General features: G+C 66.6%; 20 protein-coding genes and 1 tRNA gene. 9 read left to right on the top strand and 12 right to left on the bottom strand.

Features of this window, described 5'->3' with window-relative positions:
- Positions 1-8 precede the first annotated feature (8 nt).
- Positions 9-293 carry a hypothetical protein gene (locus tag NVV90_RS05770; RefSeq protein WP_258440239.1) on the bottom strand — a complete coding sequence of 95 codons (285 nt, stop codon included), beginning with the start codon at positions 291-293 and terminating at the stop codon, positions 9-11.
- 113 nt (positions 294-406) lie between these two features.
- Positions 407-1,312, bottom strand: coding sequence for a mycothiol conjugate amidase Mca (gene mca / locus NVV90_RS05765; RefSeq protein ID WP_258440238.1), 906 nt, complete (start codon positions 1,310-1,312; stop codon positions 407-409).
- Positions 1,313-1,410: 98 nt separating this feature from the next.
- Here mca and NVV90_RS05760 point away from each other — a divergent pair, with 98 nt between their 5' ends.
- Both NVV90_RS05760 and greA read left to right on the top strand, forming a co-directional pair.
- Positions 1,411-1,869 (top strand): DUF4307 domain-containing protein, encoded by a 459-nt coding sequence (locus tag NVV90_RS05760; RefSeq protein ID WP_258440237.1) that lies wholly within the window; start codon positions 1,411-1,413, stop codon positions 1,867-1,869.
- A 154-nt stretch (positions 1,870-2,023) separates the two neighbouring features.
- Positions 2,024-2,518, top strand: a complete 495-nt coding sequence (greA, locus tag NVV90_RS05755) for a transcription elongation factor GreA (protein WP_258440236.1) — start codon at positions 2,024-2,026, stop codon at positions 2,516-2,518.
- A gap of 146 nt (positions 2,519-2,664) precedes the next feature.
- Here greA and NVV90_RS05750 read toward each other — a convergent pair whose 3' ends face one another.
- The 4 genes from NVV90_RS05750 to NVV90_RS05735 are packed head-to-tail and all read right to left on the bottom strand — an operon-like array spanning position 2,665 to position 6,805.
- On the bottom strand, positions 2,665-3,279 hold the full coding sequence (locus NVV90_RS05750; RefSeq protein ID WP_258440235.1) for a rhomboid family intramembrane serine protease: 615 nt from the start codon (positions 3,277-3,279) through the stop codon (positions 2,665-2,667).
- 13 nt (positions 3,280-3,292) lie between these two features.
- Complete coding sequence (gene ilvA / locus NVV90_RS05745; RefSeq protein ID WP_258440234.1) at positions 3,293-4,531, bottom strand: threonine ammonia-lyase; 1,239 nt, start codon at positions 4,529-4,531, stop codon at positions 3,293-3,295.
- A gap of 3 nt (positions 4,532-4,534) precedes the next feature.
- Positions 4,535-5,815, bottom strand: coding sequence for an AI-2E family transporter (locus tag NVV90_RS05740; RefSeq protein ID WP_258440233.1), 1,281 nt, complete (start codon positions 5,813-5,815; stop codon positions 4,535-4,537).
- 39 nt (positions 5,816-5,854) lie between these two features.
- Positions 5,855-6,805 (bottom strand): aldose 1-epimerase family protein, encoded by a 951-nt coding sequence (locus tag NVV90_RS05735; RefSeq protein ID WP_258440232.1) that lies wholly within the window; start codon positions 6,803-6,805, stop codon positions 5,855-5,857.
- Between the two features lie 100 nt (positions 6,806-6,905).
- Between NVV90_RS05735 and galT the strand changes: the two genes are divergently transcribed.
- The 3 genes from galT to NVV90_RS05720 are packed head-to-tail and all read left to right on the top strand — an operon-like array spanning position 6,906 to position 10,489.
- Positions 6,906-8,036, top strand: a complete 1,131-nt coding sequence (galT, locus tag NVV90_RS05730; RefSeq protein WP_258440231.1) for a galactose-1-phosphate uridylyltransferase — start codon at positions 6,906-6,908, stop codon at positions 8,034-8,036.
- Positions 8,033-9,193 carry a galactokinase gene (gene galK / locus NVV90_RS05725; protein ID WP_258440229.1) on the top strand — a complete coding sequence of 387 codons (1,161 nt, stop codon included), beginning with the start codon at positions 8,033-8,035 and terminating at the stop codon, positions 9,191-9,193. Before galT ends, galK begins: the two co-directional genes overlap by 4 nt.
- A 57-nt stretch (positions 9,194-9,250) precedes the next feature.
- Positions 9,251-10,489: an acetyl-CoA C-acetyltransferase gene (locus NVV90_RS05720; RefSeq protein WP_258440227.1), complete on the top strand. Its 1,239-nt coding sequence runs from the start codon at positions 9,251-9,253 to the stop codon at positions 10,487-10,489.
- A gap of 68 nt (positions 10,490-10,557) precedes the next feature.
- Here NVV90_RS05720 and NVV90_RS05715 read toward each other — a convergent pair whose 3' ends face one another.
- Complete coding sequence (locus NVV90_RS05715) at positions 10,558-11,508, bottom strand: Bax inhibitor-1/YccA family protein (protein ID WP_258440226.1); 951 nt, start codon at positions 11,506-11,508, stop codon at positions 10,558-10,560.
- 482 nt (positions 11,509-11,990) lie between these two features.
- Between NVV90_RS05715 and NVV90_RS05710 the strand changes: the two genes are divergently transcribed.
- The 4 genes from NVV90_RS05710 to NVV90_RS05695 are packed head-to-tail and all read left to right on the top strand — an operon-like array spanning position 11,991 to position 16,013.
- Positions 11,991-13,265, top strand: a complete 1,275-nt coding sequence (locus NVV90_RS05710) for a branched-chain amino acid ABC transporter permease (protein ID WP_258440225.1) — start codon at positions 11,991-11,993, stop codon at positions 13,263-13,265.
- Positions 13,266-13,273: 8 nt separating this feature from the next.
- Positions 13,274-14,245 carry a branched-chain amino acid ABC transporter permease gene (locus tag NVV90_RS05705; RefSeq protein WP_258440224.1) on the top strand — a complete coding sequence of 324 codons (972 nt, stop codon included), beginning with the start codon at positions 13,274-13,276 and terminating at the stop codon, positions 14,243-14,245.
- A complete protein-coding gene (locus NVV90_RS05700) occupies positions 14,242-15,243 on the top strand; it encodes an ABC transporter ATP-binding protein (RefSeq protein WP_258440223.1) in 1,002 nt (333 codons plus the stop codon). Before NVV90_RS05705 ends, NVV90_RS05700 begins: the two co-directional genes overlap by 4 nt.
- Positions 15,240-16,013 carry an ABC transporter ATP-binding protein gene (locus NVV90_RS05695; RefSeq protein ID WP_258440221.1) on the top strand — a complete coding sequence of 258 codons (774 nt, stop codon included), beginning with the start codon at positions 15,240-15,242 and terminating at the stop codon, positions 16,011-16,013. Before NVV90_RS05700 ends, NVV90_RS05695 begins: the two co-directional genes overlap by 4 nt.
- Before the next feature lie 284 nt (positions 16,014-16,297).
- Here NVV90_RS05695 and NVV90_RS05690 read toward each other — a convergent pair whose 3' ends face one another.
- The 5 genes from NVV90_RS05690 to NVV90_RS05670 all read right to left on the bottom strand — a co-directional run bounded on the left by NVV90_RS05690 (position 16,298) and on the right by NVV90_RS05670 (position 21,854).
- Positions 16,298-17,656: an ABC transporter substrate-binding protein gene (locus NVV90_RS05690; RefSeq protein WP_258440220.1), complete on the bottom strand. Its 1,359-nt coding sequence runs from the start codon at positions 17,654-17,656 to the stop codon at positions 16,298-16,300.
- A gap of 214 nt (positions 17,657-17,870) precedes the next feature.
- A tRNA-Leu gene (locus NVV90_RS05685) sits at positions 17,871-17,944 on the bottom strand.
- A gap of 38 nt (positions 17,945-17,982) precedes the next feature.
- Positions 17,983-18,903 carry an N-acetyltransferase gene (locus NVV90_RS05680; protein ID WP_258440219.1) on the bottom strand — a complete coding sequence of 307 codons (921 nt, stop codon included), beginning with the start codon at positions 18,901-18,903 and terminating at the stop codon, positions 17,983-17,985.
- Positions 18,904-18,981: 78 nt separating this feature from the next.
- A complete protein-coding gene (locus tag NVV90_RS05675) occupies positions 18,982-20,442 on the bottom strand; it encodes an NAD(P)/FAD-dependent oxidoreductase (protein ID WP_258440218.1) in 1,461 nt (486 codons plus the stop codon).
- 38 nt (positions 20,443-20,480) lie between these two features.
- A complete protein-coding gene (locus NVV90_RS05670) occupies positions 20,481-21,854 on the bottom strand; it encodes a S8 family serine peptidase (protein WP_258440217.1) in 1,374 nt (457 codons plus the stop codon).
- Positions 21,855-21,893 lie beyond the last annotated feature (39 nt).

Raw genomic sequence — 21,893 nt, 5'->3', positions numbered from 1 at the left:
CTCCGGTGTCAGCGGGCCCCGGGGGCGGCATCGCCGTCGGCTTCTGTGGGGGCGTTTCCGGCCGCCTCGGCTTCGGCGGCCAGACGGGCCTCCTCCACCTGGCCGCGGTAACGGACGCGGCGGATCCGGCGGACCATGTCCACGATCAGCAGCGTGGTCAGCACCACGATGAAGGCCGTCAGAAGGAAGCCCCAGGTACCCGGCGTGACCTGGTCTTCGGACAGACCGGGGCGCAGCGACGGCGTCGGGGAAGGCGACGGGGTCGTGGCCAGGGTGAGGAGCAAATGGTGCACGGTTCAAACCTTCTGTGGGAGCTGATTCCTGCCGGTTTGCTTCCGCGGCAAGGGGCCGGGCCGCAATTGGGCGGCCCGGCGACTTCTACGAGCGATAGAAGCAGCCGGCAGTCCTATCTTATCCCCGCGAAGAGGTCGTTTTCAGGCAGCTCCGACGGGACGTTGGAATGGACCAGCGTGTAGTCCTCCCAAGGCCAGGCCTTGCGCTGCATCTCCGGGGACACCGCGAAGAAGAAGCCCAGCGGATCGATCTGCGTGCGGTGCGCGCGGAGGGCGTCGTCGCGGGCTTCGAAGAAGTCCCCGCAGTCAATCTGCGTGGTGGTCCGGTTCCCCGTGGCCGGCGGGGTGTGGCCCTCGGCGTCGGCCTCCAGCCACGCGGCCAGGCGCTCCGCATACGGCGACTGCAGCCCGGCTTCCTCCAGCGCGAAGTGCAGGGCCCGGAAGCGTTCCGGGCTGAAGGCACGGTCGTAGTACAGCTTGCCGGGCGCCCAGGCTTCGCCGGTGCCCGGGTAGCGTTCCGGATCGCCGGCAGCATGGAAGGCCTCCACTGCAACCTTGTGGGCCATGATGTGGTCCGGGTGCGGGTAGCCACCGTTTTCGTCGTAGCTGATGATCACGTGGGGCTTGAAGTCCCGCACCAGGCGCACCAGCGGCGCCGCGGCCCGCTCCAGTGGCTGCAGCGCGAAGCAGCCGGCCGGCAGCGGCGGCATGGGATCGCCGTCGGGCAGGCCCGAATCCACAAAGCCCAGCCACTGCTGGCGGATCCCCAGCACGGCGGCGGCATTGTCCATTTCCAGGCGGCGGGCGCCGGCCATGTCGCGCTTGGGATGCGGGGCATCCTCCATGGCGGGGTTCTGGATGTCCCCGCGCGAGCCGTCCGTGCAGGTGGCCACCATGACCTCGACGCCCGCGGCGGCATACATTGCCATGGTTGCGGCGCCCTTGCTGGACTCGTCATCCGGGTGTGCATGGACGGCAAGCAACCGCAGCTGCTGGGCGGGGCTGGTGGACGCAGTCACGGGACGGCTCCTCTTTCATCGGGCAGTTCATGGGCAGTTCATGGGGCGGCGCAAGGGCGGTGCAACGAAGGAGCCGGGATCCGAACTAAACTGGACGGGTGACTTCCGAGGACCCATCGGCCACCGCGCTGCCGGCAACTAACAGCCTAGCCAATCGCTACGGCGGCCAAAAGCGCGCCCTGGGCGGCAAGACCAAACGCAACATCGTCATCGCCGCCCTCGTGCTGGCCATGGCCTTCATGGCCTGGATCGCCACGTCCTCCGCGCAGACACCGGTGACCTTCAAGGACGTGGGCTACAGCACCGTGGACGAGACGCAGGTCGAGGTGGATTACCAGGTCACCAAGTACCCGGGAGCCACGGCCAAGTGCGCCATCAAGGCGATGGACTCCAAGTTCGCCGTGGTGGGCTGGAAGGTTGTGGAGATCGGCCCGAACGATCCCAAGGCAGGCGCCGACGGCGGCAGCACCACCGCCCAGCGCACGGTTCTGCGGACGGAGTCCGCGGCCGTGTCCGGCGTCGTCGACAGCTGCTGGATCGTGGACAGCGGCAAATGACATTCGTGTGAGCCACCTCTCAGCCAGCTTGGGTTTATCCACAGCATTGACTACACTGGATCAAATACCTTCACCCCGCTAAGTTGGTTACTGAGTTCCACGAGTGGCCACCTCGGCGGGGTCTTTTGCTTGTCAGATCCATAAGGAGAAATCCGTGTCTACCACCAACAGCGCGCCTGCAGCTTGGCTTACCCAGGAAGCTTTTGACCGCCTGAAGGCAGAGCTGGACCACCTTTCCGGTGCAGGCCGGGCGGAAATTGTCCAGAAGATCGAAGCCGCGCGCCAGGAGGGTGACCTCAAGGAAAACGGCGGCTACCACGCAGCCAAGGAAGAGCAGGGCAAGATCGAAGCCCGCATCCGCCAGCTCACCGCGCTCCTGCGCGATGCCCAGGTGGGCGAGGCCCCGGCTGACGACGGAATCGTTGAGCCCGGCATGCTGGTTGTCGCCCGCATCGCCGGTGACGAAGAGACCTTCCTGCTCGGCTCCCGCGAAATCGCCGGCAATTCCGATATGGACGTCTTCAGCGAGAAGTCCCCCCTCGGTGCCGCGATCATGGGCCACAAGGAGGGCGACAAGCTCAGCTACACCGCCCCCAACGGCAAGGTCATCCCGGTGGAGATCGTTTCCGCCAAGCCGTACGTCGGCTAAGCAGCCTTAAAGCACGACGCCGGCCCTCCCCTTCACGGGGCGGGCCGGCGTTTTTGTGCCGCTTTGCCCAACTGACTCGCAGTTGTGGTTGTTTTGAGCCCTCATAACAACCACAACTGCGAGTTACTTGGGTGAGGCGCCCTGCATTAGGCGGCGATCCCGCGCTTGGGCCGGAGCAGGACCGCAGCGGCGATGCCGCCTAGGGCACCGCCGAGGTGCGCCTGCCAGGAGACAAAGCCCATGACGGTGGGCAGCACACCGAACAGGATGCTGCCGTAGGCCATGAAGAGCACAACGGACAGCAGGATCTGCCACCAGCTCCGGTTGAAGAAGCCGCGCACCAGCAGGAAGGCGAAGAAGCCGAACACCAGGCCCGAGGCACCCACGGTCACGCCTCCCCCGCCGATCAGCCACACCACGGTGCCGGAGCCCAGCCAGCTGAAGGCCAGGGCGGTCAGGAAGATGCGCACGCCGGCGAGGAACACGAGGAAGCCGAAAATGATGAGCGGCAGCGTGTTGGAGAGCAGGTGCCCCAGGTTGGCGTGGAGCAGCGGAAACGTGAGGATGTCCAGCACGCCGTTGATGTTCCGCGGCCGCAGCCCGAAGGTGCCGTTGAGGCTGTGCTGCATGACGGTGTTCACGAGCTCGATCACGTACAGCAGGATGACGAAGCCGCCCATGAAGAGCAGCCCGCCCTTGGCCCGTTCCGCTAGTGATTCCCTGGCGGTTCCGCTCCCGCTTCCGGGTGTTCCGAGCACCATGGCCTTCCCCCTGTCAGTGCACCACGATGGGCTGGAAGCCCTCGGCACGCAGCGCGGCCAGGACCTGCTCGCTGTGTTCGTGGCCCTTGGTTTCCAGGTTTACGGTAATGGAGACGTCGCCCATGCTGATGGAACCGCCCACGCGGGTGTGGTCCAGGCCGGTGACGTTGGCATCGTTCTCGGCGATGATGCGGGCGATGGTCGCCAGGGAGCCAGGGCGGTCATCGAGCATCATGCGCACGGTCATGAAGCGCCCCGCGGCGGAGAGGCCGCGCTGGATCACCTTGAGCATGAGCATGGGGTCGATGTTGCCGCCGGAGAGGATGACGGCTGTGGTGCCCGGGTTTTCGATCTTGCCGTCCATGAGCGCGGCAACTCCCACGGCACCGGCCGGTTCCACCACCATCTTGGCCCGTTCCAGCAGGAAGATCAGCGCACGGGCGAGGGAATCCTCGCTGACGGTGACCACATCGTCCACGAGTTCGCGGATGATGCTGAAGGGCAGCTGGCCCGGGCGTCCGACTGCGATGCCGTCGGCCATCGTGGAGACCTTCTTCAGCGGCACCAGTGCGTCGGCGGCGAGGGAGGGCGGGTAGGCGGCCGCGTTTTCCGCCTGGACGCCGATGATCCGGATCTCCCGGCCCAGTTCCTTCGCCCGGGCCTTGACGGCGACGGCGACGCCGGCGAGCAGCCCGCCGCCGCCGACGCCCATCAGGATGGTGTCCACGTTGGGGATCTGCTCCAGGATTTCCAGGCCGATGGTGCCCTGGCCGGCAACGACGTCCACGTTGTCGAAGGGGTGCACGAAGACGGCGCCGGTCTCGTTGGCGTAGCGCTGCGCCTCGGCGAGGGCCTCGTCAACGTTGTGGCCGTGCAACACCACCTCAGCACCGTGGCTGCGCGTTGCGGCCAGCTTGGGCAGGGCAACGCCGAGGGGCATGTAGATACGGGCCTTGATGCCCAAGCTCTTGGCGGCAACGGCCACACCCTGGGCGTGGTTGCCTGCCGAGGCCGCCACGACGCCGCGCTTCTTCTCCTCCGGGGAGAGCCGGGCCATGCGCACATAGGCGCCGCGGACCTTGAAGGAACCGGCGCGCTGGAGGTTCTCGCACTTGAAGAAGACGTCACCGCCCACCATGGCGCCGAGGGCACGGGAGGTCTCGATGGGGGTCTTGGTAATAATGCCCTCGAGGAGCTCCTGCGCCTTGAGGACATCGTCCAGGGTGACGGGCAGGGTTTCGAGGGTATTCACTGGTTATTCTCCTTTGGTGGTGTCGGCTGCAGGGTCCTCAACGGACTTCCCTTCTGCGGCCGTACTCTTCTGTGCAGCATCCTTGCCGCGGCCGGATTTCCCGCCCGGCAAGTGGATTTCCTTGATGGTGGTGTCCGTGCCGGGGCCAGGCAATTCGGCCTCCGCGCGCAGCTCCGCCGCGGCTAATCCTTCATCATGTTCCCACGTCCGGGCGGCTATGTAGCGAACCGCCGAATTTGCTACGGCCAGGAGCGGGACGGCGAACAGCGCGCCGGGGATGCCTGCCAGGTAGGATCCGGCGGCTACGGAAAGGATGACGGCCACGGGATGGAGGGCCACGGCCTTGCCCATCACGAGGGGCTGCAGGATGTGGCTTTCCAACTGCTGGACCAGCAGCACGATGGCCAGCATGATGAGCGCGTTGACGGGACCGTTGGCGACGAGGGCAAGCAGCACGGCGATGGCGCCGGTGACGAGGGCACCCACCACAGGGATGAAGGAACCGATGAACACCAGCACGGCCAGGGGCAGCGCCAGAGGCACCTGGATGATGGCCGCGCCCACGCCGATGCCCACGGCGTCCACGAAGGCGACGAACATCTGGATGCGTACGTAGCTGACCATGGAGGTCCAGCCGCGGCGCCCGGCACCGTCGACGGCGGTGCGGGCCTTGCGGGGCAGCAGCCGCACCAGGAAGCCCCAGATGCGGCTGCCTTCGAGCAGGAAGAAGATCAGGATGAACAGCGCCAGGACCAATCCGGCGGCAAAGTGCCCGGCCGTGCTGCCAAAGGACAGGGCGCCGCTGAGGATGCTGCTGCTGTTGCTTTGCAGGGCCGCGACGCCCTCCGAAATGTATTTGTCGATCTGGTCGGCGGTCAGGTGCAAGGGCCCGTCGGCCAGCCAGGACTGGATCTGCTGGATGCCCGTCAGCGCCTGCTGCCAGAGTTCCCCGAAGCCGTTGTAGAGCTGGCGCCCCACCAGGGCGAGCGCGCCGGCGATCAAGCCGACGAACCCCACCACCGTCAGGGCGACGGCGCCGCCGGTGGGTACTTTCCTGCCCTTGAGCCAGGCGGTGACCGGGTGCAGAAGGCCGGCCAGCAGCGCGGCCACCATGACCGGAATGATGAGGAAGCTGACCCTCCCCAGCAGCCACACGAGGGCGCCGACCATCAGCAGGATGAGTCCCAGCCGCCACGACCAGGCGGCGGCGATCCGGATCCCGTAGGGGAGATCCTCGGAAATCTGTCGGTCAGTGGGGGCTTTGGCGTCCTGTGCTGGCGTCATGCCCCCATACTTCCGCAGCCGGTCCCGGATGGGAAACCGTCAGAGGGATGCGGTAATTGCCCAGTTCATGGTGAACGACTCCCCCGGGGCGATCCAGCGGAGCCCGTCGCCGCTGTTGAAGGCGTTGGCGGGCCCGGTCATGGGTTCGATCGCCACTGCCTTGGCGCGGCCAGGGAAGCCGTCCGTGACGAACACGTGGACGTAGGCGCAGCTCTCGTCCTGTTCCAGGCTGACGCTGCGGCCATCCGGCGCGGTCAGCACGTGGCGGGCCATGCCGCCGTCGAACGCCAGGTCCGTGTAGGCGACGTCGAGGTCCAGCCCGGCCACGCGGGCTCCTGTCGAAAGGTCGAAGTCCCCGTCCACGGGGGCGGTGCTGCGCGGGATGAGCCGTTCATCGGCCACCAGCCGGGTGCCGGCCTGGACGGTCAGCACCAGCTCTTCGCTGGGGACCTCGCCCAGGCGCAGGTAGGGGTGGGAGCCGAGCACAAAGGGCGCGGCGCTGCCGGAGTCGTTCACCAGTGTCTGGGACACCCGCAGGTCCAGCCCGGCGTCGAGTTCGTAGCGGACACGGTGCCGGACCAGGAAGGGGTAGCCGTGCTGCGGGAAGACCGTGGCCTCAAGGGTCACGGAGAATTCCGATTCGTCCACGAGTCCGTAGGGGGCGTTGCGCAGGAGGCCGTGGCTGGCGTTGTTGCGGGAGACCTCGCTGATGTCCAGCTGCTGCTTCTTGCCGCCCAGATACCAGATGCCGTCCTCCACGCGGTTGGCCCACGGTGCGAGCGTGATGCCGGTGGCGCCGGGCGGGATGTCGGCGTCGCCGTAGCTTTCCGTCAGTTCGACGCCGGCGCGGGAGTACAGGCGCAGCCCGGCCGCGAGTTCGGTGACGACCGCGAGCGCGTCGCCGCGGCGCAGTTCGAACTGGCGTCCGCTGGCGAAGCGGCGGTGGGCGGAATCATCGCCGGTTCCGGCGGGTGGTGTGGCAGAAGGCATGGCACCACCGTACTGCACTTCCGTGGTCCTGACCTTCCAACAATTGTTACTTTTTGTTTGAAACTATGCGCTTTTGGGAGTTTCGTGGAATGATGGGTCCATGACGCGCATCACCAGCACGAATCTCGCGGACGGCCGTGAACTGCTCTACTTCGACGACGCCGGCACGGCACCCCGCAGCGCGGACGCCCTGGAGGACCGCCGGGAGCTGCCCGGCCGCGGCGAACCGGGAGAACTAAGGTTCGACGCCCTCTCCGGCGACTGGGTTGCCGTCGCCGCCCACCGGCAGGGCCGGACCCACCTCCCGCCGGCGGACCAGTGCCCCATCTGCCCCACCACCGCGGCGAACCCTTCAGAGATCCCGGCGCCGGACTACGACGTCGTGGTGTTCGAAAACCGCTTCCCCTCCCTGGGCCCGGCCCTCGGCGCCGTTCCGGACTCCGCACCGCACGGCACCACGGTCCCCGCCTACGGCCGCTGCGAAGTGGTCTCTTTCACCCCCGAGCACACCGGCTCCTTCAGCGAACTGGGCGAGACGCGTGCACGGACCGTCATCGAGGCCTGGGCCCAGCGCACGGAGGCCCTCAGCGCCATGAACGGGATCAAGCAGGTCTTCCCCTTCGAGAACCGCGGCGCGGACATCGGCGTGACCCTGCACCACCCGCACGGCCAGATCTACGCCTACCCCTACGTCACCCCGCGTGCCGCCGCCCTCGGCAGCGCGGCCCGGAAGTACTACGACGACGCCAACGGCACGGATACGCTGACGGCCTCGCTGCTGCGAGCCGAACGGGAGGACGGCAGCCGCATGGTCCTGGAGGGCGAGCATTTCAGTGCCTACGTGCCCTTCTCGGCCCGCTGGCCGCTGGAAGTCCACCTGGTCCCACACCGCCCGGTGCCGGACCTTGCGGCCCTGACAGGCGGCGAGCGCGACGAGCTTGCCCATGTGTACCTGGACCTGCTCCGGCGCTTTGACGCCCTGTACCCGACGCCCACCCCCTACATTTCGGCCTGGCACCAGGCTCCCCTGGACAGCGTCCTGCGTCCCGCCGGGCACCTCCACCTGCAGCTCACGTCACCGCGCCGCGCGGCGGACAAGCTGAAGTTCCTTGCGGGCTCGGAGGCGGCCATGGGAGCGTTCATCAATGACACCACTCCGGAATCCGTGGCCGAGCGCCTGCGCGCGGTCGCGGCAGTTCCGGCCCCCGCACTGGAAGGCACCCGAGCATGACCACCACCACCGAGGCCGGCGTCCTCGCCGCCCGCTTTAAGGAAACCTTCGGGACAGCCCCCGACGGCGTCTGGCAGGCGCCGGGGCGCGTGAACCTGATCGGTGAGCACACCGACTACAACGAAGGCTTCGTGCTGCCTTTCGCGATCGACAGGACGGCCCGGGTGGCGCTGCGGCTCCGCGACGACTCCACGGTCCGACTGCTGTCCACCTTCGGCGGGCAGGACCTGGCCGAGGCCAGCCTTGCCGGACTCGCCCCGGGCTCGGGATCCGGGTGGACCCGGTATCCGCTCGGCGTGGCCTGGGCGCTGCAGGAACGCGGCATCGAGGTCCCCGGATTCGATCTGCTGCTCGACTCGGATGTCCCCTCCGGCGCGGGGCTCTCCTCCTCGCACGCGATCGAATGCGCCGTCATCTCGGCCCTCAATGAGCTCACGGACGCCCGGCTCGGCGCGGAAGAGCTGGTGCTGGCCACCCAGCGGGCCGAGAATGCCTTTGTGGGCGCCCCCACCGGCATCATGGACCAGTCCGCCTCGCTGCGCGGCGCCAAGGGCCGGGCCGTGTTCCTGGACTGCCGGGACCAGCACGTCGAACTGGTCCCCTTCGACGCCGAAACCGCCGGGCTGGTCCTGCTGGTGATCGACACCAAGGTCTCGCATTCCCACGCCGACGGCGGCTATGCGTCCCGGCGTGCCTCGTGCGAGCTGGGTGCCGGGCTGCTGGGCGTCAAGGCACTGCGCGACGTCGGAATGGCGGCACTGGACGACGCCGCGGCCTTGCTGGACCCCATCACCCTGCGGCGGGTGCGCCACGTGGTCAGCGAAAACGAGCGCGTACTGCAGACCGTCAAGACCCTCGGCACCGACGGTCCGGCCGGGATCGGCGCCCTGCTCGATGCGAGCCACGCGTCCATGCGGGACGACTTCGAAATCTCCTGCCCCGAACTGGACCTCGCCGTGGACACGAGCCGCGCCAACGGAGCCATCGGCGCCCGCATGACGGGAGGAGGCTTCGGCGGCTCCGCCATTGCCCTCACCCCGGTGGAGCATGAGCAGGCGGTGCGCGACGCCGTCGTGCGTTCCTTCGCGGAGGCCGGCTACGCGGCTCCGGACATCTTCACGGTCACCCCGGCAGCCGGCGCCCGCCGGATCGCCTAAGCGTCATGTGCCCCCGGCCCCCGGCGCATCGCCGGGGGCCGGGCGTAAGCTGGGGCCATGACTGAGGCTGTCATCGTTTCCACGGCGCGGAGCCCCATCGGGCGCGCATTCAAGGGATCCCTCAAGGAGGAACGTCCGGACGACCTCGCCACGGCCATGGTCACCGCGGCCCTGGCGAAACTGCCCGGCTTCGATCCCGCTGCCACGGACGGGCGCGGGCTCGACGACATCCTGCTGGGCTGTGCCGAACCCAGCGGCGAGGCCGGCTCCAACATGGCCCGGGTGGTGGCAGTGCTGGCCGGCCTGGACAACGTTCCGGCCGCCACCGTCAACCGCTTCTGCGCCTCGAGCCTGCAGACCCTCCGGATGGCGTTCCATGCCATCAAGGCGGGCGAGGCCCACGCCATCGTCTCGGCCGGGGTGGAGTGCGTATCGCGCTACCAGGACTGGGCCGGCGCAGGCGAAACGGATGCCGGCAACCACAACCCCCTCTTCAAGGCCGCGGGCCAGCGCACGGCGGCCAGGGCGGCGTCGAACACGCCCTGGACGGACCCGCGCCTGGGCGGCCGCCTGCCGGACGTGTACATCGCCATGGGCCAGACGGCCGAGAACGTGGCCACGAGCCACGGCATCAGCAGGGCCGAGCAGGACTCCTGGGGCGTCCTGAGCCAGAACCGGGCCGAGGCAGCGATTGCCTCAGGCTACTTCACCCGCGAAATCACCCCGTACGCGCGCCGGGACGGCACCGTGCTGGACCGCGACGACTCGCCCCGGCCGGGAGTGACCCTCGACGCCGTCGCGGCCCTGGAGCCCGTCTTCCGCCGCGAGGGCACCGTCACCGCCGGGAACGCCTGCCCGCTCAACGACGGCGCCGCGGCCGTGGTGGTGATGAGCGATGTGCGCGCCCGCGAACTCGGGCTCACGCCGCTGGCCCGGATCGTCTCCACCGGCGTCAGCGCCCTCTCCCCCGAGCTCATGGGCATGGGACCCGTGGAATCCACGCGCCGGGCGCTCGCCCAGGCCGGACTGATGATGGCGGACATCGACCTGGTGGAACTCAACGAGGCCTTCGCCGTCCAGGTGGTGGCCAGCGCCAGGGAACTGGGGATAGGCGAGGAGAAGCTCAACGTCCACGGCGGCGCCATCGCGCTGGGCCACCCCTTCGGCATGACAGGAGCGCGCCTGACCACCACGCTGATCAACGGGCTGCGCGAACGGGACGGCACGCTGGGCCTGGCAACGCTCTGCGTGGGCGGCGGGCAGGGCATGGCGGTGGTGCTGGAGCGGCTCTCCTGACGACCCATCCAAACGAAATGCCCCCGAAGACGAATCTTCGGGGGCATTTTCATGCTGTACCGCCGGCGCTAGTCGTCGCCGCGCAGGATCGCGAGCAAACGGATGATCTCCACGTAGAGCCACACGAGCGTCACGGTGAGGCCGAAGGCGGCGGTCCAGGAGTAGCGCTCCGGGGCGCCGGCACGGACGCCTTCCTCGATGCTGGTGAAGTCCATGATCAGGGAGAATGCGGCCAGGCCGATGGCCAGGATGCCGATGAGGACACCGAGCGGGATGCCGGCGATGGTGACGCTCGTCCGCAGGCCGAAGGGCTCGTCGACGGCGCCGGTCATCATCATCACCATGTTGATCAGGGCGAAGACGGCGTAGCCGATGGTGGCGATCATGAAGAAGCGCATCAGCTTGGGAGTGGCGCGCACCTTGCCGCTCTTGAAGAGCAGGAGCGTGACGCCGAAGACGGCCAGGGTGCCGATGACGGCCTGCAGGCCGACACCCGGGAACATGCCGTCCAGGACGCGTGTCAGGCCGCCCAGGAAGAGGCCCTCAAGTCCGGCGTACGCCAGGATCAGGGCCGGCGACGGCTGCTTCTTGAACGTGTTGACGAGGGCCAGCACGAAGCCGCCCAGGGCGCCTACCACCATGAGGATGGTGGACAGGGCCGGGGCAACGAAGAGCGTGACGGCAGCACCAAGGACCAGGACCACCAGGCAGGCGACAGTCTTCATGATGACGTCGTCAAAGGTCATCCGGCCGGTGTCGGCCGGACCTGCGGCAGGCTGGCTGTACATCTGCTGCAGCTGCTCAGGGCTCATGTTCGGCTGCGGAGCCGCCTGGCCGAACTGGCCATACGGGTTCTGGCCGTAGGGGTTCTGGCCATACGCGTTCTGGCCATACGCGTTCTGCCCGTACGGGTTTTGGCCGTAGGGGTTCTGCGCATACGGGTTATGCGGAACAGGCGGTGCCTGCGTTGCTCCACGGAAAGACTTTCCGTTGAAGATCGGGTTTCCGCCAGATGCCATTGCGGGTGTCCTCCTGAATAAGGGCGTAGTGATAGTTCACGGTACCAAGTCCTACGTCCCGCCGCCCGGGAAAGTTCCCTTGATGACCGAGCCGCAACGCAACCGTGACGTGCCCGCTTCCCCGGGCGCCGCCGTCGGGCATCAATGAACCGCTCCTCGACTCTTTAGGAGCACCGGGAAACAACAAAGGTTTACTTTAGTCCGACTACATGAACAGTTGCCTGCAGCTTCACGGTTGTTATCTGATCGCGACGTTTCCAGCCCTCCGGAGGGCATTTTTTGCCGCCTCAGAGCGGTAACATAGGCGTCACATGGGTGACGGAGATCACAGTCGAGGCAACGAAAGACGCGCCGCTCCCCCATAACCGTTCGCACCGGCCGCAAAGGCGCAGCCGGGACCACCCCCACTGTGGAGGTTTTCCATTTTGAGAAGCACACCGCGAGACCCGTCCATCAGACGGTCCAAAGGACTGCAGAGAATCGTGGGGGCGTTTTTCGCGGCCCTCATAGCAACCCTGCTGGTCGCCGCTCCCTCGGCACAGGCAACCACCCCATCGCCTTCGCCATCCCCGCAGAGTTTCCAGAACAACATCAGCGGCTTCCTCCGCGACGACGCCCGGGCCCCGATTCCGGGCGTCCGCATCACCGCCACAGGCAACAACTTCGAAGGCTCCGCAACCTCGGGAGCCAACGGATCGTGGAACATCGGCGTCCCGGTTCAGGGCACCTACACGGTTGAGCTGGATACGTCCACGCTGCCGGAAGGCATAAAGCTCGCCGACGGCCAGGAGAACCCCCGCGATGTCACGTTCAGCCAGACCACCAACCTCTCGGTGATCTTCGCCTTCGGCAAGGGCATTGTGGTCCAGGAACAGGACTTCGGCCAGAACCTGCTCAACCGCCTCGTCGCCGGACTGAGTTTTGGCCTGCTGCTTGCGCTTGCCTCCGTGGGCCTGTCCCTCATCTTCGGCACCACCGGACTGACAAACTTCGCCCACGGGGAGATGGTGACGCTGGGTGCCCTTGCCGTTTTTGCCTTCAATGCATGGGGGCTGCCGCTCTGGATAGCCATAGCCCTGTCATTGCTTGTGGGTGCAGGCTTCGGTTTCATCCAGGACACAGGACTGTGGAAGCCCTTGCGGCGTCGCGGCACCGGCCTGGTGCCCATGATGATTGTCTCGATCGGCCTTGCGCTGGCGGTCCGATTTGTGTTCCAGTTCTTCTTCGGCGGCGCCACCCAGCAGCTGCCCGGCGCCCAGGTCATCAATGTCGAGATCGGCCCGATCTCGGTCTCACCCAACACACTGTGGTCCCTCCTGGTTTCTGCTGTGGTGATCGCCATCGTCGGGATTGGGCTACTCAAGACCCGGCTTGGAAAAGCCACGCGTGCCGTCGCGGACAACCCCGCCCTCGCAGCGGCCTCGGGCATCGACGTCGACGGCGTCATCCGGATCGTGTGGGTGGTGGGAGGCCTGCTGGCCTCCTTGGGCGGTGTCCTGTGGGCTTACTACCGGCCTGGCGTCACGTGGGACATGGGCTCGCAGATCCTGCTTGCCATCTTCGCCGGTGTCACCCTTGGCGGTCTCGGAACCGTATTTGGCGCGCTCATCGGTTCGCTGGTTGTGGGCATCTTCATCGAGCTCACCAGCCTCGTACTACCACCGGACCTAAAGTACGTCGGCGCGCTCGTCGTCATGATCATCGTCCTCCTCTTCCGTCCCCAGGGCATCCTGGGCCGGCGCGAGCGCGTGGGTTAGGAGCAACAATGGACTTCGGCAACATCCTCCTTCTCGCACTGGGCGAGTTCTTGACACCTACGACGGCAGCCTATGCGCTGGCCGCGCTCGGCCTCGCCGTTCACTTCGGTTACTCCGGCCTGCTGAACTTCGGACAGGCCGGCTTCATGGCAGTCGGTGCCTATGGCTTTGCCATCTCGACGCTGACCTTCAAGGTCCCGTTCGTCGTGGGGTTCCTCATCGCCGTGACGTGCTCCGTGGTCTTTGCGCTCTTGCTGGGCATTCCGACGCTTCGCTTGAGGGCCGACTATCTGGCAATCGTCACGATTGCGGCGGCGGAAATCATCCGCTACATCGTCACGACAAACACCTTGTTCCGGGTCACCGGTTCCGCGGACGGCCTCTCTTCATTCCAGCGTGACTTCGACTCTTTCAATCCATTCCCAGCGGGAACCTACATGTTCGGCTGGAGCCACCGTGACCTGTATGTGCGGGTGGTGAGCTGGGCCGTAATCATCATCTGCGCCCTGGTTGTTTGGCTTTTGATGCGCAGCCCTTGGGGACGGGTTCTGAAGGGAATCCGGGAAGATGAGAATGCCGTACGGTCCCTCGGCAAGAACGTCTACTCGTACAAGATGCAGGCCTTGATCATCGGCGGCGTCCTCGGGGCCCTGGCGGGTCTGCTGTTCACGCTGCCGAGAGGATCAGTTCAGCCGGCAAACTATGCGACCGACCTCACCTTCTTCCTTTGGACAGTCCTTCTCCTGGGCGGCATGTCCACGGTGCTCGGACCGATCGTCGGCGCCATGATCTTCTGGGTGGTCCTGTCCTTGACCCAGAACCTGCTCGCCGGGTTGATTGAATCAGGCGCAGTCACCTTTATCTCCATCGTCCAAGCGGGCCAGCTGCGGTTCATCCTCGTCGGCGTGGCCCTGATGCTCCTGATGATTTTCAGGCCGCAGGGCGTCTTCGGCAACAAGAAGGAGCTGGCGTTCGCATGAGCACCATCAACGAAGACAACATCGACTACATGACGGATACCCGTCCGATTGCCGCCGGAGAGAACACCCCTGGGTGCAAGAAGCGGGACCCGATCGTGGTGGCCGAGAATGTCACGAGGAACTTTGGCGGCATCAGCGCCGTCGACGTCGAATACCTGGAAATCCCGCGGCACAAGATCACCGCATTGATTGGCCCCAACGGAGCCGGCAAGACCACCCTGTTCAATCTGCTGACTGGATTCGATGTTCCGAATACCGGAAAATGGCAGTTCGAGGGGAACAGCCTTGCCGGAGTTTCCTCCTACAAGGTGGCCCGCATGGGCATGGTCCGGACCTTCCAGCTGACCAAGGTCATGGGCAAGCTGACGGTCATGGAAAACATGCGGCTCGGTGCGTCTGATCAGCCCGGCGAGCGGCTGTCCAAGGCCCTGTTCAAGGGCATGTGGGGCGGCCGTGAGAAGGAGATCACCGCCCAGGCCAATGTCCTGCTGGAGAAGTTCAAGCTGGACACCAAGAAGGACGACTACGCGGCCTCGCTCTCCGGCGGGCAGCGCAAGCTTCTGGAGATGGCCCGGTCACTGATGGTCCGGCCCAAGCTCGTGATGCTGGATGAGCCCATGGCCGGTGTTAACCCGGCCCTGACGCAGTCGCTGCTGGACCACATCAAGAACCTCAAGGCCGAGGGCATGACCGTGCTGTTCGTGGAGCACGACATGAACATGGTCCGCCACATTGCCGACTGGGTGGTGGTCATGGCCGAAGGGAAGATCGTGGCCGAAGGCCCGCCGGGCGAGGTCATGAAGAACCCCGCCGTGATCGACGCCTACCTGGGCGCGCACCACGACGTGGACCTTGGCGACACCGAAGGCATCAGGGAACTCGAGGCCGTACTCGAAGCCGATGAGGAATCCGTAGTGGGCACTGAAGACGCAGGCATCCTCTCCACGGACGTCATTGCCGCCGAAGTTGCCGAAGCCCAGGAAGAGGAGCAGAAATGAGCGCAACCAGCGCAATGCCGGCGCCCAGCACGGCTCCCTCGGACGACGCCGTCGTCACCGTCACCAATCTTGTGGCCGGGTACCTGCCCGGCGTCAACATCCTGAACGGCTGCAGCATCGAGGCCCGCAAGGGCGAATTGATCGGCATCATCGGCCCCAACGGCGCCGGCAAGTCGACGCTGCTCAAGGCCATGTTCGGCCTGGTCAAGGTCCACTCCGGCTCCGTGGTGGTTCGCGGGCAGGACCTCACCGGGCTCAAGGCCAACAAGCTGGTGACGCAGGGCGTGGGCTTCGTGCCCCAGACCAACAATGTGTTCGCGACGCTGACCATCGAGGAAAACATGCAGATGGGCATGTTCCAGCGGCCGAAGGACTTCGCGGAGCGCTTCGACTTCGTCACCAGCCTCTTCCCGGAGCTCGGCAAGCGGCGCGCCCAGCGAGCCGGTTCCCTGTCCGGCGGTGAACGCCAGATGGTGGCCATGGGACGCGCGCTGATGATGGAACCGGCCGTGCTGCTCCTCGATGAGCCCTCGGCAGGCCTCTCCCCCGTTAAGCAGGACGAAACGTTCCTGCGGGTCCATGAGATCAACCGGGCCGGCGTCTCCGTCATCATGGTGGAACAAAACGCCCGCCGCTGCCTGCAGATCTGCGACCGGGGGTATGTCCTGGACCAGGGCAAGGACGCGTACACCGGAACCGGCCGGGAACTCATGAAGGACCCCAAGGTCATCCAGCTGTACCTGGGCACCCTGGCCGACGAAGTCGAGTAGGGGCACCACCGGGCGTTCCACAAGGGGCCCTGCGGAAGCACAAAGCTTCCGCAGGGCCCCTTGCTTGTGCCCGGGGGGCCAGAGCGCACAGGCAGCCCCCTGGAGTACGTGGACGGCCGCAGGGTGCACGGACAACGGGCGCATGGACACGGGGCGCGCACGGACAACGGGTGCACGGACAACGGGCGCATGGACACAGGGCGCATGGACACGGGGCGCATGCAGAAGCCCCCGCCGGTTTCCCGGCGAGGGCTTCTGCTGTTGCTGGCTAAGGCTCGTGCGGCTTAGAGCTTGCCGAACTCTTCCTTGACCGGCTTGTAGTTGTTGCTGTCCTCGTATTCGTAGATACCGATGTACGCCTCAGTGGGGTCACCGGCATCGGAGAAGGTCACCGGACCGGACTGGCCGTCGTAGTCGATGTCCTTGCCGTTGCGAAGCAGCGTCACGCAGGAGGCGAAGTCGGAGCACTTGTCACCCACTGCAGACACGTCCTTGAGTTTTGCTGCGATGTCCGTGCCCTTGGTGCTCTTGGCCGCTTCGGAAGCCAGCGCGATCAGGTTCACGGCGTCGTAGGACTCACCGGCGTAGCTGTAGTCCTTCAGCGCGGGATCGATTGCCAGCAGCTTCTGCTTGAAGGCGTCCTTGGCGAAGGTGCCCGGGATGGTGCCCTGGGCTCCCTTGAGGGTGCCTGGCTGGAAATTCTTGCTGTAGTCCGAGGTGTTTCCGTCTACAAGGAACATCTGGCTGCCCTTGATGCCCTTGGCCGTAAGGAGCGGAATGATGGACTTGGCCTCGTCAAAGGTGATCAAGGCAATGGCGTCCGGCTTGGCGGCAACCACCTTGTCCACCTGTGCCTGGAACTGCGAATCACCGGTGTTGTAGAGCTCCTCGGCAACAACCTTGCCACCGGCCGCGACGAAGGCCTCCTTGACGTTCTTCTGCAGGCCGGTGCCGTAGGCGTCGTTTAGGACGATCATGCCAACGGTCTGCGCACCACATGTGGCCATGTAGTTGCCCAGCACCTTGCCCTGAAGGACGTCGGATGGTGAGGTGCGCCAGTACAGGCCCTTATCGTCCCAGGTGGTGAAGTCCGGCGAGGTGTTTGCCGGCGAGAACTGGATGACGCCGGCGCCGGTGATCTGGTTGATGACCGTCTTGGAGACCGAGGAGGACGCAGCACCGATGATGGCCTGCGCGCCCCCGGCCAGGAGCGCCGTGACCGACTGCGTGGCAGTATCCGTCTTGGTGTCGCCGGAGTCGCGGTGCGTGACCTCCACAGGCTTGCCCAGGACGCCGCCGGCGGCATTGACTTCCTTCACAGCGAGGTTCACACCGGCGATTTCGGGTGGGCCGAGGAAGGCCAGGTTGCCGGTGGTGGGCAGGAGCGACCCAATCTTGAGCGCAGTATCCGTGGTGGTTGTCGCGGCAGGCACCGGTCCCGTTTGGGTGGCAGCCGCGGTGTTGCCCGCTCCCGCCCCTGCACCCGGCGCCGGGCAGGAAATGCCTCCGGCCGCGGCGGTGGTGGTGGTTCCAGTCGTACTCGGGGCGGGCGTCCCACCACAAGCCGTGGCCAGAAGGGCCACGCCGATTCCAAGCGCTGTCAGCTTGGCCGCACGGGGAGCCGCTTGGGAAAGATCAAACATTGATAGTCTCCTCGATCGAAAGGTGCGAACGTGCCTTTGATGCGATTACCAGGTGTTCCTGATTAAGACTCAAACTAATGCAATCGGAGCCGGAAGATAAGTGATTCAGGTCACATCCCTATAACGCTCGTTGCCTGTGAGGAATCGTGGCCGGATTCGGCGGTAGCCTCGGAGGTTCGCGGGAATCCGCTGGAGGGCGCCTGAACGGCAGTTGTGCCCCAGCCGGGACTCGAACCCGGACTGAGCGGATTTTAAGTCCGCTGCCTCTGCCGATTGGGCTACTGGGGCGCCCGCACCATGGTATCCCAGCCGGAGGAGTATTCCCGCTAGAGACCCTGGAACGGCTCGGCATAGCGGAACGTCCCGCGGGCGCCGTCAGGCCAGCCTGGGAGTGCCAGCAGCTGGAAGTGGTCACCCCAGGCAGGGTCCGGGGCTTCAATCCCAAGCGAGCTGGCCGGCACGTAGCCGAAGCGCGGATAATACTCCGTGCTGCCCAGCAGGGCGATGCCCTTCTCCCCCGCCGCCGCGGCCCGCGCGGCCGTCTCGCGCATGAGCGCCGATCCGATGCCGCGCCGCTGCAGCGTGGGCAGGACGCTGATCGGCCCCAGCCCCAGCAGCTCGAGGCTTCCAGCCGAGCCGCGGGTGCTGATGACATGGCCCACGATGTCGCCGCCGATCTCGGCCACGATGCTGAACTCCGGCAGGTAGCCTCCGCATTCGAACAGCTCACGCAGCAGGCCCACTTCCACGGGCGCCCCGGCCACGGGCAACCCCGTCACCGGCGAGATCGAAAAGGCCTGCGCCGTCAGTTCCAGGATGGCCTCGCGGTCCTCGGCCCGCTCCGTCCGCAGCAGGACCCCACGGCCCAGCAGCGCCAGCACCTCCATCGCACGGCCGGACTCCCCGGCGGGCACCAGGAGATGGTCGTGATGGAAGCCGGCCAGGACGTTGCAGCTGATCCCGGCGGCGGTCAGCGCCGTGCTTACGGCGGCGGTGAGTCCCACCGCCTCCAGCGCGGAATGGATCTGGAGGGTGATCCAGGCGGCCACGAAGTCGTACGCCAGACCGAGCCTGTCCGCCTCCTCGCGGCGCAGGACCACGGTCAGCCCTTCGGCTTCCCGGACTGCGGCCTCCACCGCGCCCTCCAGGGGCTTGCCGTGCGGCCAGAGCGCATAGACGTAGTCGCCGTCGCGGACCACCGGATGCAGGGATTCAAGCAGGGTCTTCAAATCGCTTTCGCCAGCCATGAGGACAGCCTAAACGACGACGGTTAAACGACGACGGCGGCCACTCCCCAGAAGGGGGCGGCCGCCGTCGGGCGTGGGCTACTTGGCGTCAGCCGATACCGGGGTCTTGAGCTCGGCGGGAGCCTCCACAGGCTTCTCGGCAGCCGGTGCGGGAGCAGCGGCCGGCTTGGGAGCCGGGGTTGCTGCGGCCACGAAGGCGCCGCGCGGGTTGTCCAGGTCGATCAGCTGCGTGGTGTCGCGGCCCATGAAGAACGCAAGGATCCAGCCGAGGATCACGCGGATCTTGCGCTCCACGGTGGGCATGGCCATGCCGTGGTAGCCACGGTGTGCCAGCCAGGCGAGGCCGCCCTTGAGGCCGATGCGGCCGACGATGTTGATGTTGGCAACACCCTTCCACTCGCCGAAGCCGGCAACAGCACCCAGGTTCTTGTGCTTGTAGTCGACCAGGGGCTTGTCCCAGCGGGAGGCCCACAGGTTCTTCGCGAGGCGCTTGGCCTGGCGCAGTGCGTGCTGCGCGTTCGGGACGCAGGTCCCGTCCGGCAGGCCACTGCCCGTGATGTCCGGGACGGCGGCGATGTCGCCGGCGGCCCAGGCGTTGTCGATGATGCCTTCGTCGCCGGCGATGCGCAGGTCCGGGAGGACGCGGACACGGCCGCGGGGCTCCAGCGGGAAGTCGGTGGAGCGGATCATCGGGTTGGCCTGCACGCCGGCGGCCCACACGAGGGTGTCCGCTTCGACTTCCTGGGCCAGGGTCTTCTCCGGCAGGTTGATGAGCTTGAGGTTGCCTTCGGCGCTGTCCAGCGAGGTGTTCAGCAGGACTTCGATGCCGCGGCTGCGGAGGTGCTCCACAACCCATTCGGCCTGCGGTGCCGTGACCTCGGGCATGATGCGGCCCATGGCTTCGACCAAGACGAAGCGGACTTCTTCCTGGCTGATGCGCGGGTTGTTCTTGACCGCGGCGCGGGCCAGGTCTTCCATTTCGGTGATGCATTCGATGCCGGCGAAACCGCCACCCACAACCACGAAGGTCAGGGCCTTGGCGCGGGCAGCGGCGTCCGTCATGGTGGAGGCGGCTTCGATGCGCTCAAGGACCTTGTTGCGCAGCGCAACGGCTTCCTCGATGGTCTTCAGGCCGATGCCCTTGTCCGCGAGGCCCTTGATCGGGAAGGTGCGGGTGATGGCGCCGGCAGCAATCACGACGTCGAAGTACGGAACGTCAAACGGTGCGCCACCATCGGCCGGGGCAACAACCGCGGTGCGGTTGGCGTGGTCGATGCTGGTGACGCGGCCCTGGAGGAGCTCGGTCTGCTTGAGGTGCTGGCGGTGGGAGACGACGGCGTGGCGTGCCTCGATGTTGCCGCCAGCCACTTCGGGAAGGAAGGGCTGGTACGTCATGTAGGGCAGGGGATCAACGAGGGTGACGATGCCACCGGCATTCGCGATCTTCTTCTGCAGCTTGAGTGCTACGTACAGGCCGACGTAACCGCCGCCGACAACGAGAACACGGGGACGGTCAATGAGCTCAGGGGTGGTTGCCATGGATACAGAATACAACACCTTGTGAAAAACTTCACTAACTATGTCGGGGTGGGCGGTTCCACCCTGTTGAGGGTCCCGGTCTCGGCCTCTTCCGGCGCCGCTGGAGGGTTCTTGTAGGTGCGTCGCAGCTGCACGGCGGCGCCGATCACGATGGCCAGGAACAGGCTTCCGAAGCCCAGTACAACGGCCGCCGGAAGGGCGTCGTCAACCCGTGCCGGCGCCTTGGCTACAGGCACCGTGGGGTTGGGCAGCGTGGGCTCGGCACTGCTGGGACTCTCGCTCGGTTCCGGGGTGGGCGCGGAGAAATCACCCCGGCGGTGGACTCGGATCCAATCCGCGATGGAGCCCAGCGGGTTGGCCCCTGTCTCGGGAACATCGGCCTTCAGTGCGCCCTCGGCGTCCAGCACCCCGAAGCCGTAGATCGGGTCCTTGCCGGGGGTACCTGCGTCCTTGGCCGTGGTGACGATCCGGTTGATGACCTGCTTGGCAGTCATCTCCGGCCACTTGGAGCGGATCAGCGCGGCCACGCCGGAGACTATGGGCGCGGAGCCGGAGGTTCCCGCCCATTCTGCGTAGCCCCCGTCCGGGAGGCCGCCCACGAGGTTCTCGGCCGGGGCCGCCACCCCGATGCTGATGCCCTGCGAGGACGAATCGACGCTGGCCTTGCCCGAGCGGTCCAGGCCCGCCACGGTCAGCACGCCGGGGATGGTGGCCGGCGCGCCCACCTGGATGCTGCCGCCGATCCGGTTCCCGGCGGCGGCCACAATCACCACGTCCTTCTGTTCGGCATACAGGAACGCTGCGTCCCAGCTCTGCGGCCAATCGGTGAAGGTGCTGCCGAGCGAAATGTTGATGACCTTGGCGCCGTTGTCCACGGCCCACCGCACGGCGTCGGGGATTTGTTCCTGGTCCGACTTGCCGCCGGGGTTCGGGGAGCCCAGCCACGCGGAGACGGTGAGGAGTTCGGCCTCGGGCGCCACGCCGATGATGCCGTCCGGTCCCCCTGCTGCCGCGCCCGGGGACGGGGACGGGGACGCGGTGGCCGTCTTGTGGCCGCGGCCCGCCAGCATGGTGGCCACGAGCGTTCCGTGTTCGGTCTTGGAGCCGATGCCCTTCTGGCCGTCGGGGGTGCCGGCCGCGGAAACGTCGGTGCCGCCGACCACCGCCCCCTTCAGGTCCGGGTGGTCGCCCTCCACGCCGCTGTCGATGATCGCCACCTTGACTCCGGCGCCCTTGGAAACCTGCCAGGCGTTGGAGATGCCGGATTCCTTGAGCCAGTATTCCTTGTCCCGCCAGGAATCTGCGAAGGCCGCAGGCGCGGTGAAGAGCCCCGCGGCCAGGCTGCCGCCTGCGAGCAGGGCAGCGAGGGCAGCGGAAACGGTCCGGCGGCTCCGTTGGTGTCGCGGGGTCATTCGGGGGTCCCATCAGCTGGAAGTCGGGGCGCTTGGCGG

It is taken from the genome of Arthrobacter sp. CJ23, assembly GCF_024741795.1.
Taxonomy (GTDB): Bacteria; Actinomycetota; Actinomycetes; order Actinomycetales; family Micrococcaceae; genus Arthrobacter.
The sequence above is the reverse complement of the archived record's forward strand: the minus strand, read 5'-3'. Positions and strand labels throughout refer to the sequence as shown.

What these genes read in the sequence shown, in the direction of transcription:
- NVV90_RS05700 (WP_258440223.1), top strand. Translation starts at nt 14,242, where the DNA reads ATGAGCACCATCAACGAAGACAACATCGACTACATGACGGATACCCGT.
- NVV90_RS05740 (WP_258440233.1), bottom strand. Translation starts at nt 5,815, where the DNA reads ATGACGCCAGCACAGGACGCCAAAGCCCCCACTGACCGACAGATTTCC.
- NVV90_RS05735 (WP_258440232.1), bottom strand. Translation starts at nt 6,805, where the DNA reads ATGCCTTCTGCCACACCACCCGCCGGAACCGGCGATGATTCCGCCCAC.
- NVV90_RS05720 (WP_258440227.1), top strand. Translation starts at nt 9,251, where the DNA reads ATGACTGAGGCTGTCATCGTTTCCACGGCGCGGAGCCCCATCGGGCGC.
- NVV90_RS05705 (WP_258440224.1), top strand. Translation starts at nt 13,274, where the DNA reads ATGGACTTCGGCAACATCCTCCTTCTCGCACTGGGCGAGTTCTTGACA.
- NVV90_RS05680 (WP_258440219.1), bottom strand. Translation starts at nt 18,903, where the DNA reads ATGGCTGGCGAAAGCGATTTGAAGACCCTGCTTGAATCCCTGCATCCG.
- NVV90_RS05695 (WP_258440221.1), top strand. Translation starts at nt 15,240, where the DNA reads ATGAGCGCAACCAGCGCAATGCCGGCGCCCAGCACGGCTCCCTCGGAC.
- NVV90_RS05715 (WP_258440226.1), bottom strand. Translation starts at nt 11,508, where the DNA reads ATGGCATCTGGCGGAAACCCGATCTTCAACGGAAAGTCTTTCCGTGGA.
- NVV90_RS05750 (WP_258440235.1), bottom strand. Translation starts at nt 3,279, where the DNA reads ATGGTGCTCGGAACACCCGGAAGCGGGAGCGGAACCGCCAGGGAATCA.
- galT (WP_258440231.1), top strand. Translation starts at nt 6,906, where the DNA reads ATGACGCGCATCACCAGCACGAATCTCGCGGACGGCCGTGAACTGCTC.
- NVV90_RS05690 (WP_258440220.1), bottom strand. Translation starts at nt 17,656, where the DNA reads ATGTTTGATCTTTCCCAAGCGGCTCCCCGTGCGGCCAAGCTGACAGCG.
- NVV90_RS05675 (WP_258440218.1), bottom strand. Translation starts at nt 20,442, where the DNA reads ATGGCAACCACCCCTGAGCTCATTGACCGTCCCCGTGTTCTCGTTGTC.
- NVV90_RS05670 (WP_258440217.1), bottom strand. Translation starts at nt 21,854, where the DNA reads ATGACCCCGCGACACCAACGGAGCCGCCGGACCGTTTCCGCTGCCCTC.
- galK (WP_258440229.1), top strand. Translation starts at nt 8,033, where the DNA reads ATGACCACCACCACCGAGGCCGGCGTCCTCGCCGCCCGCTTTAAGGAA.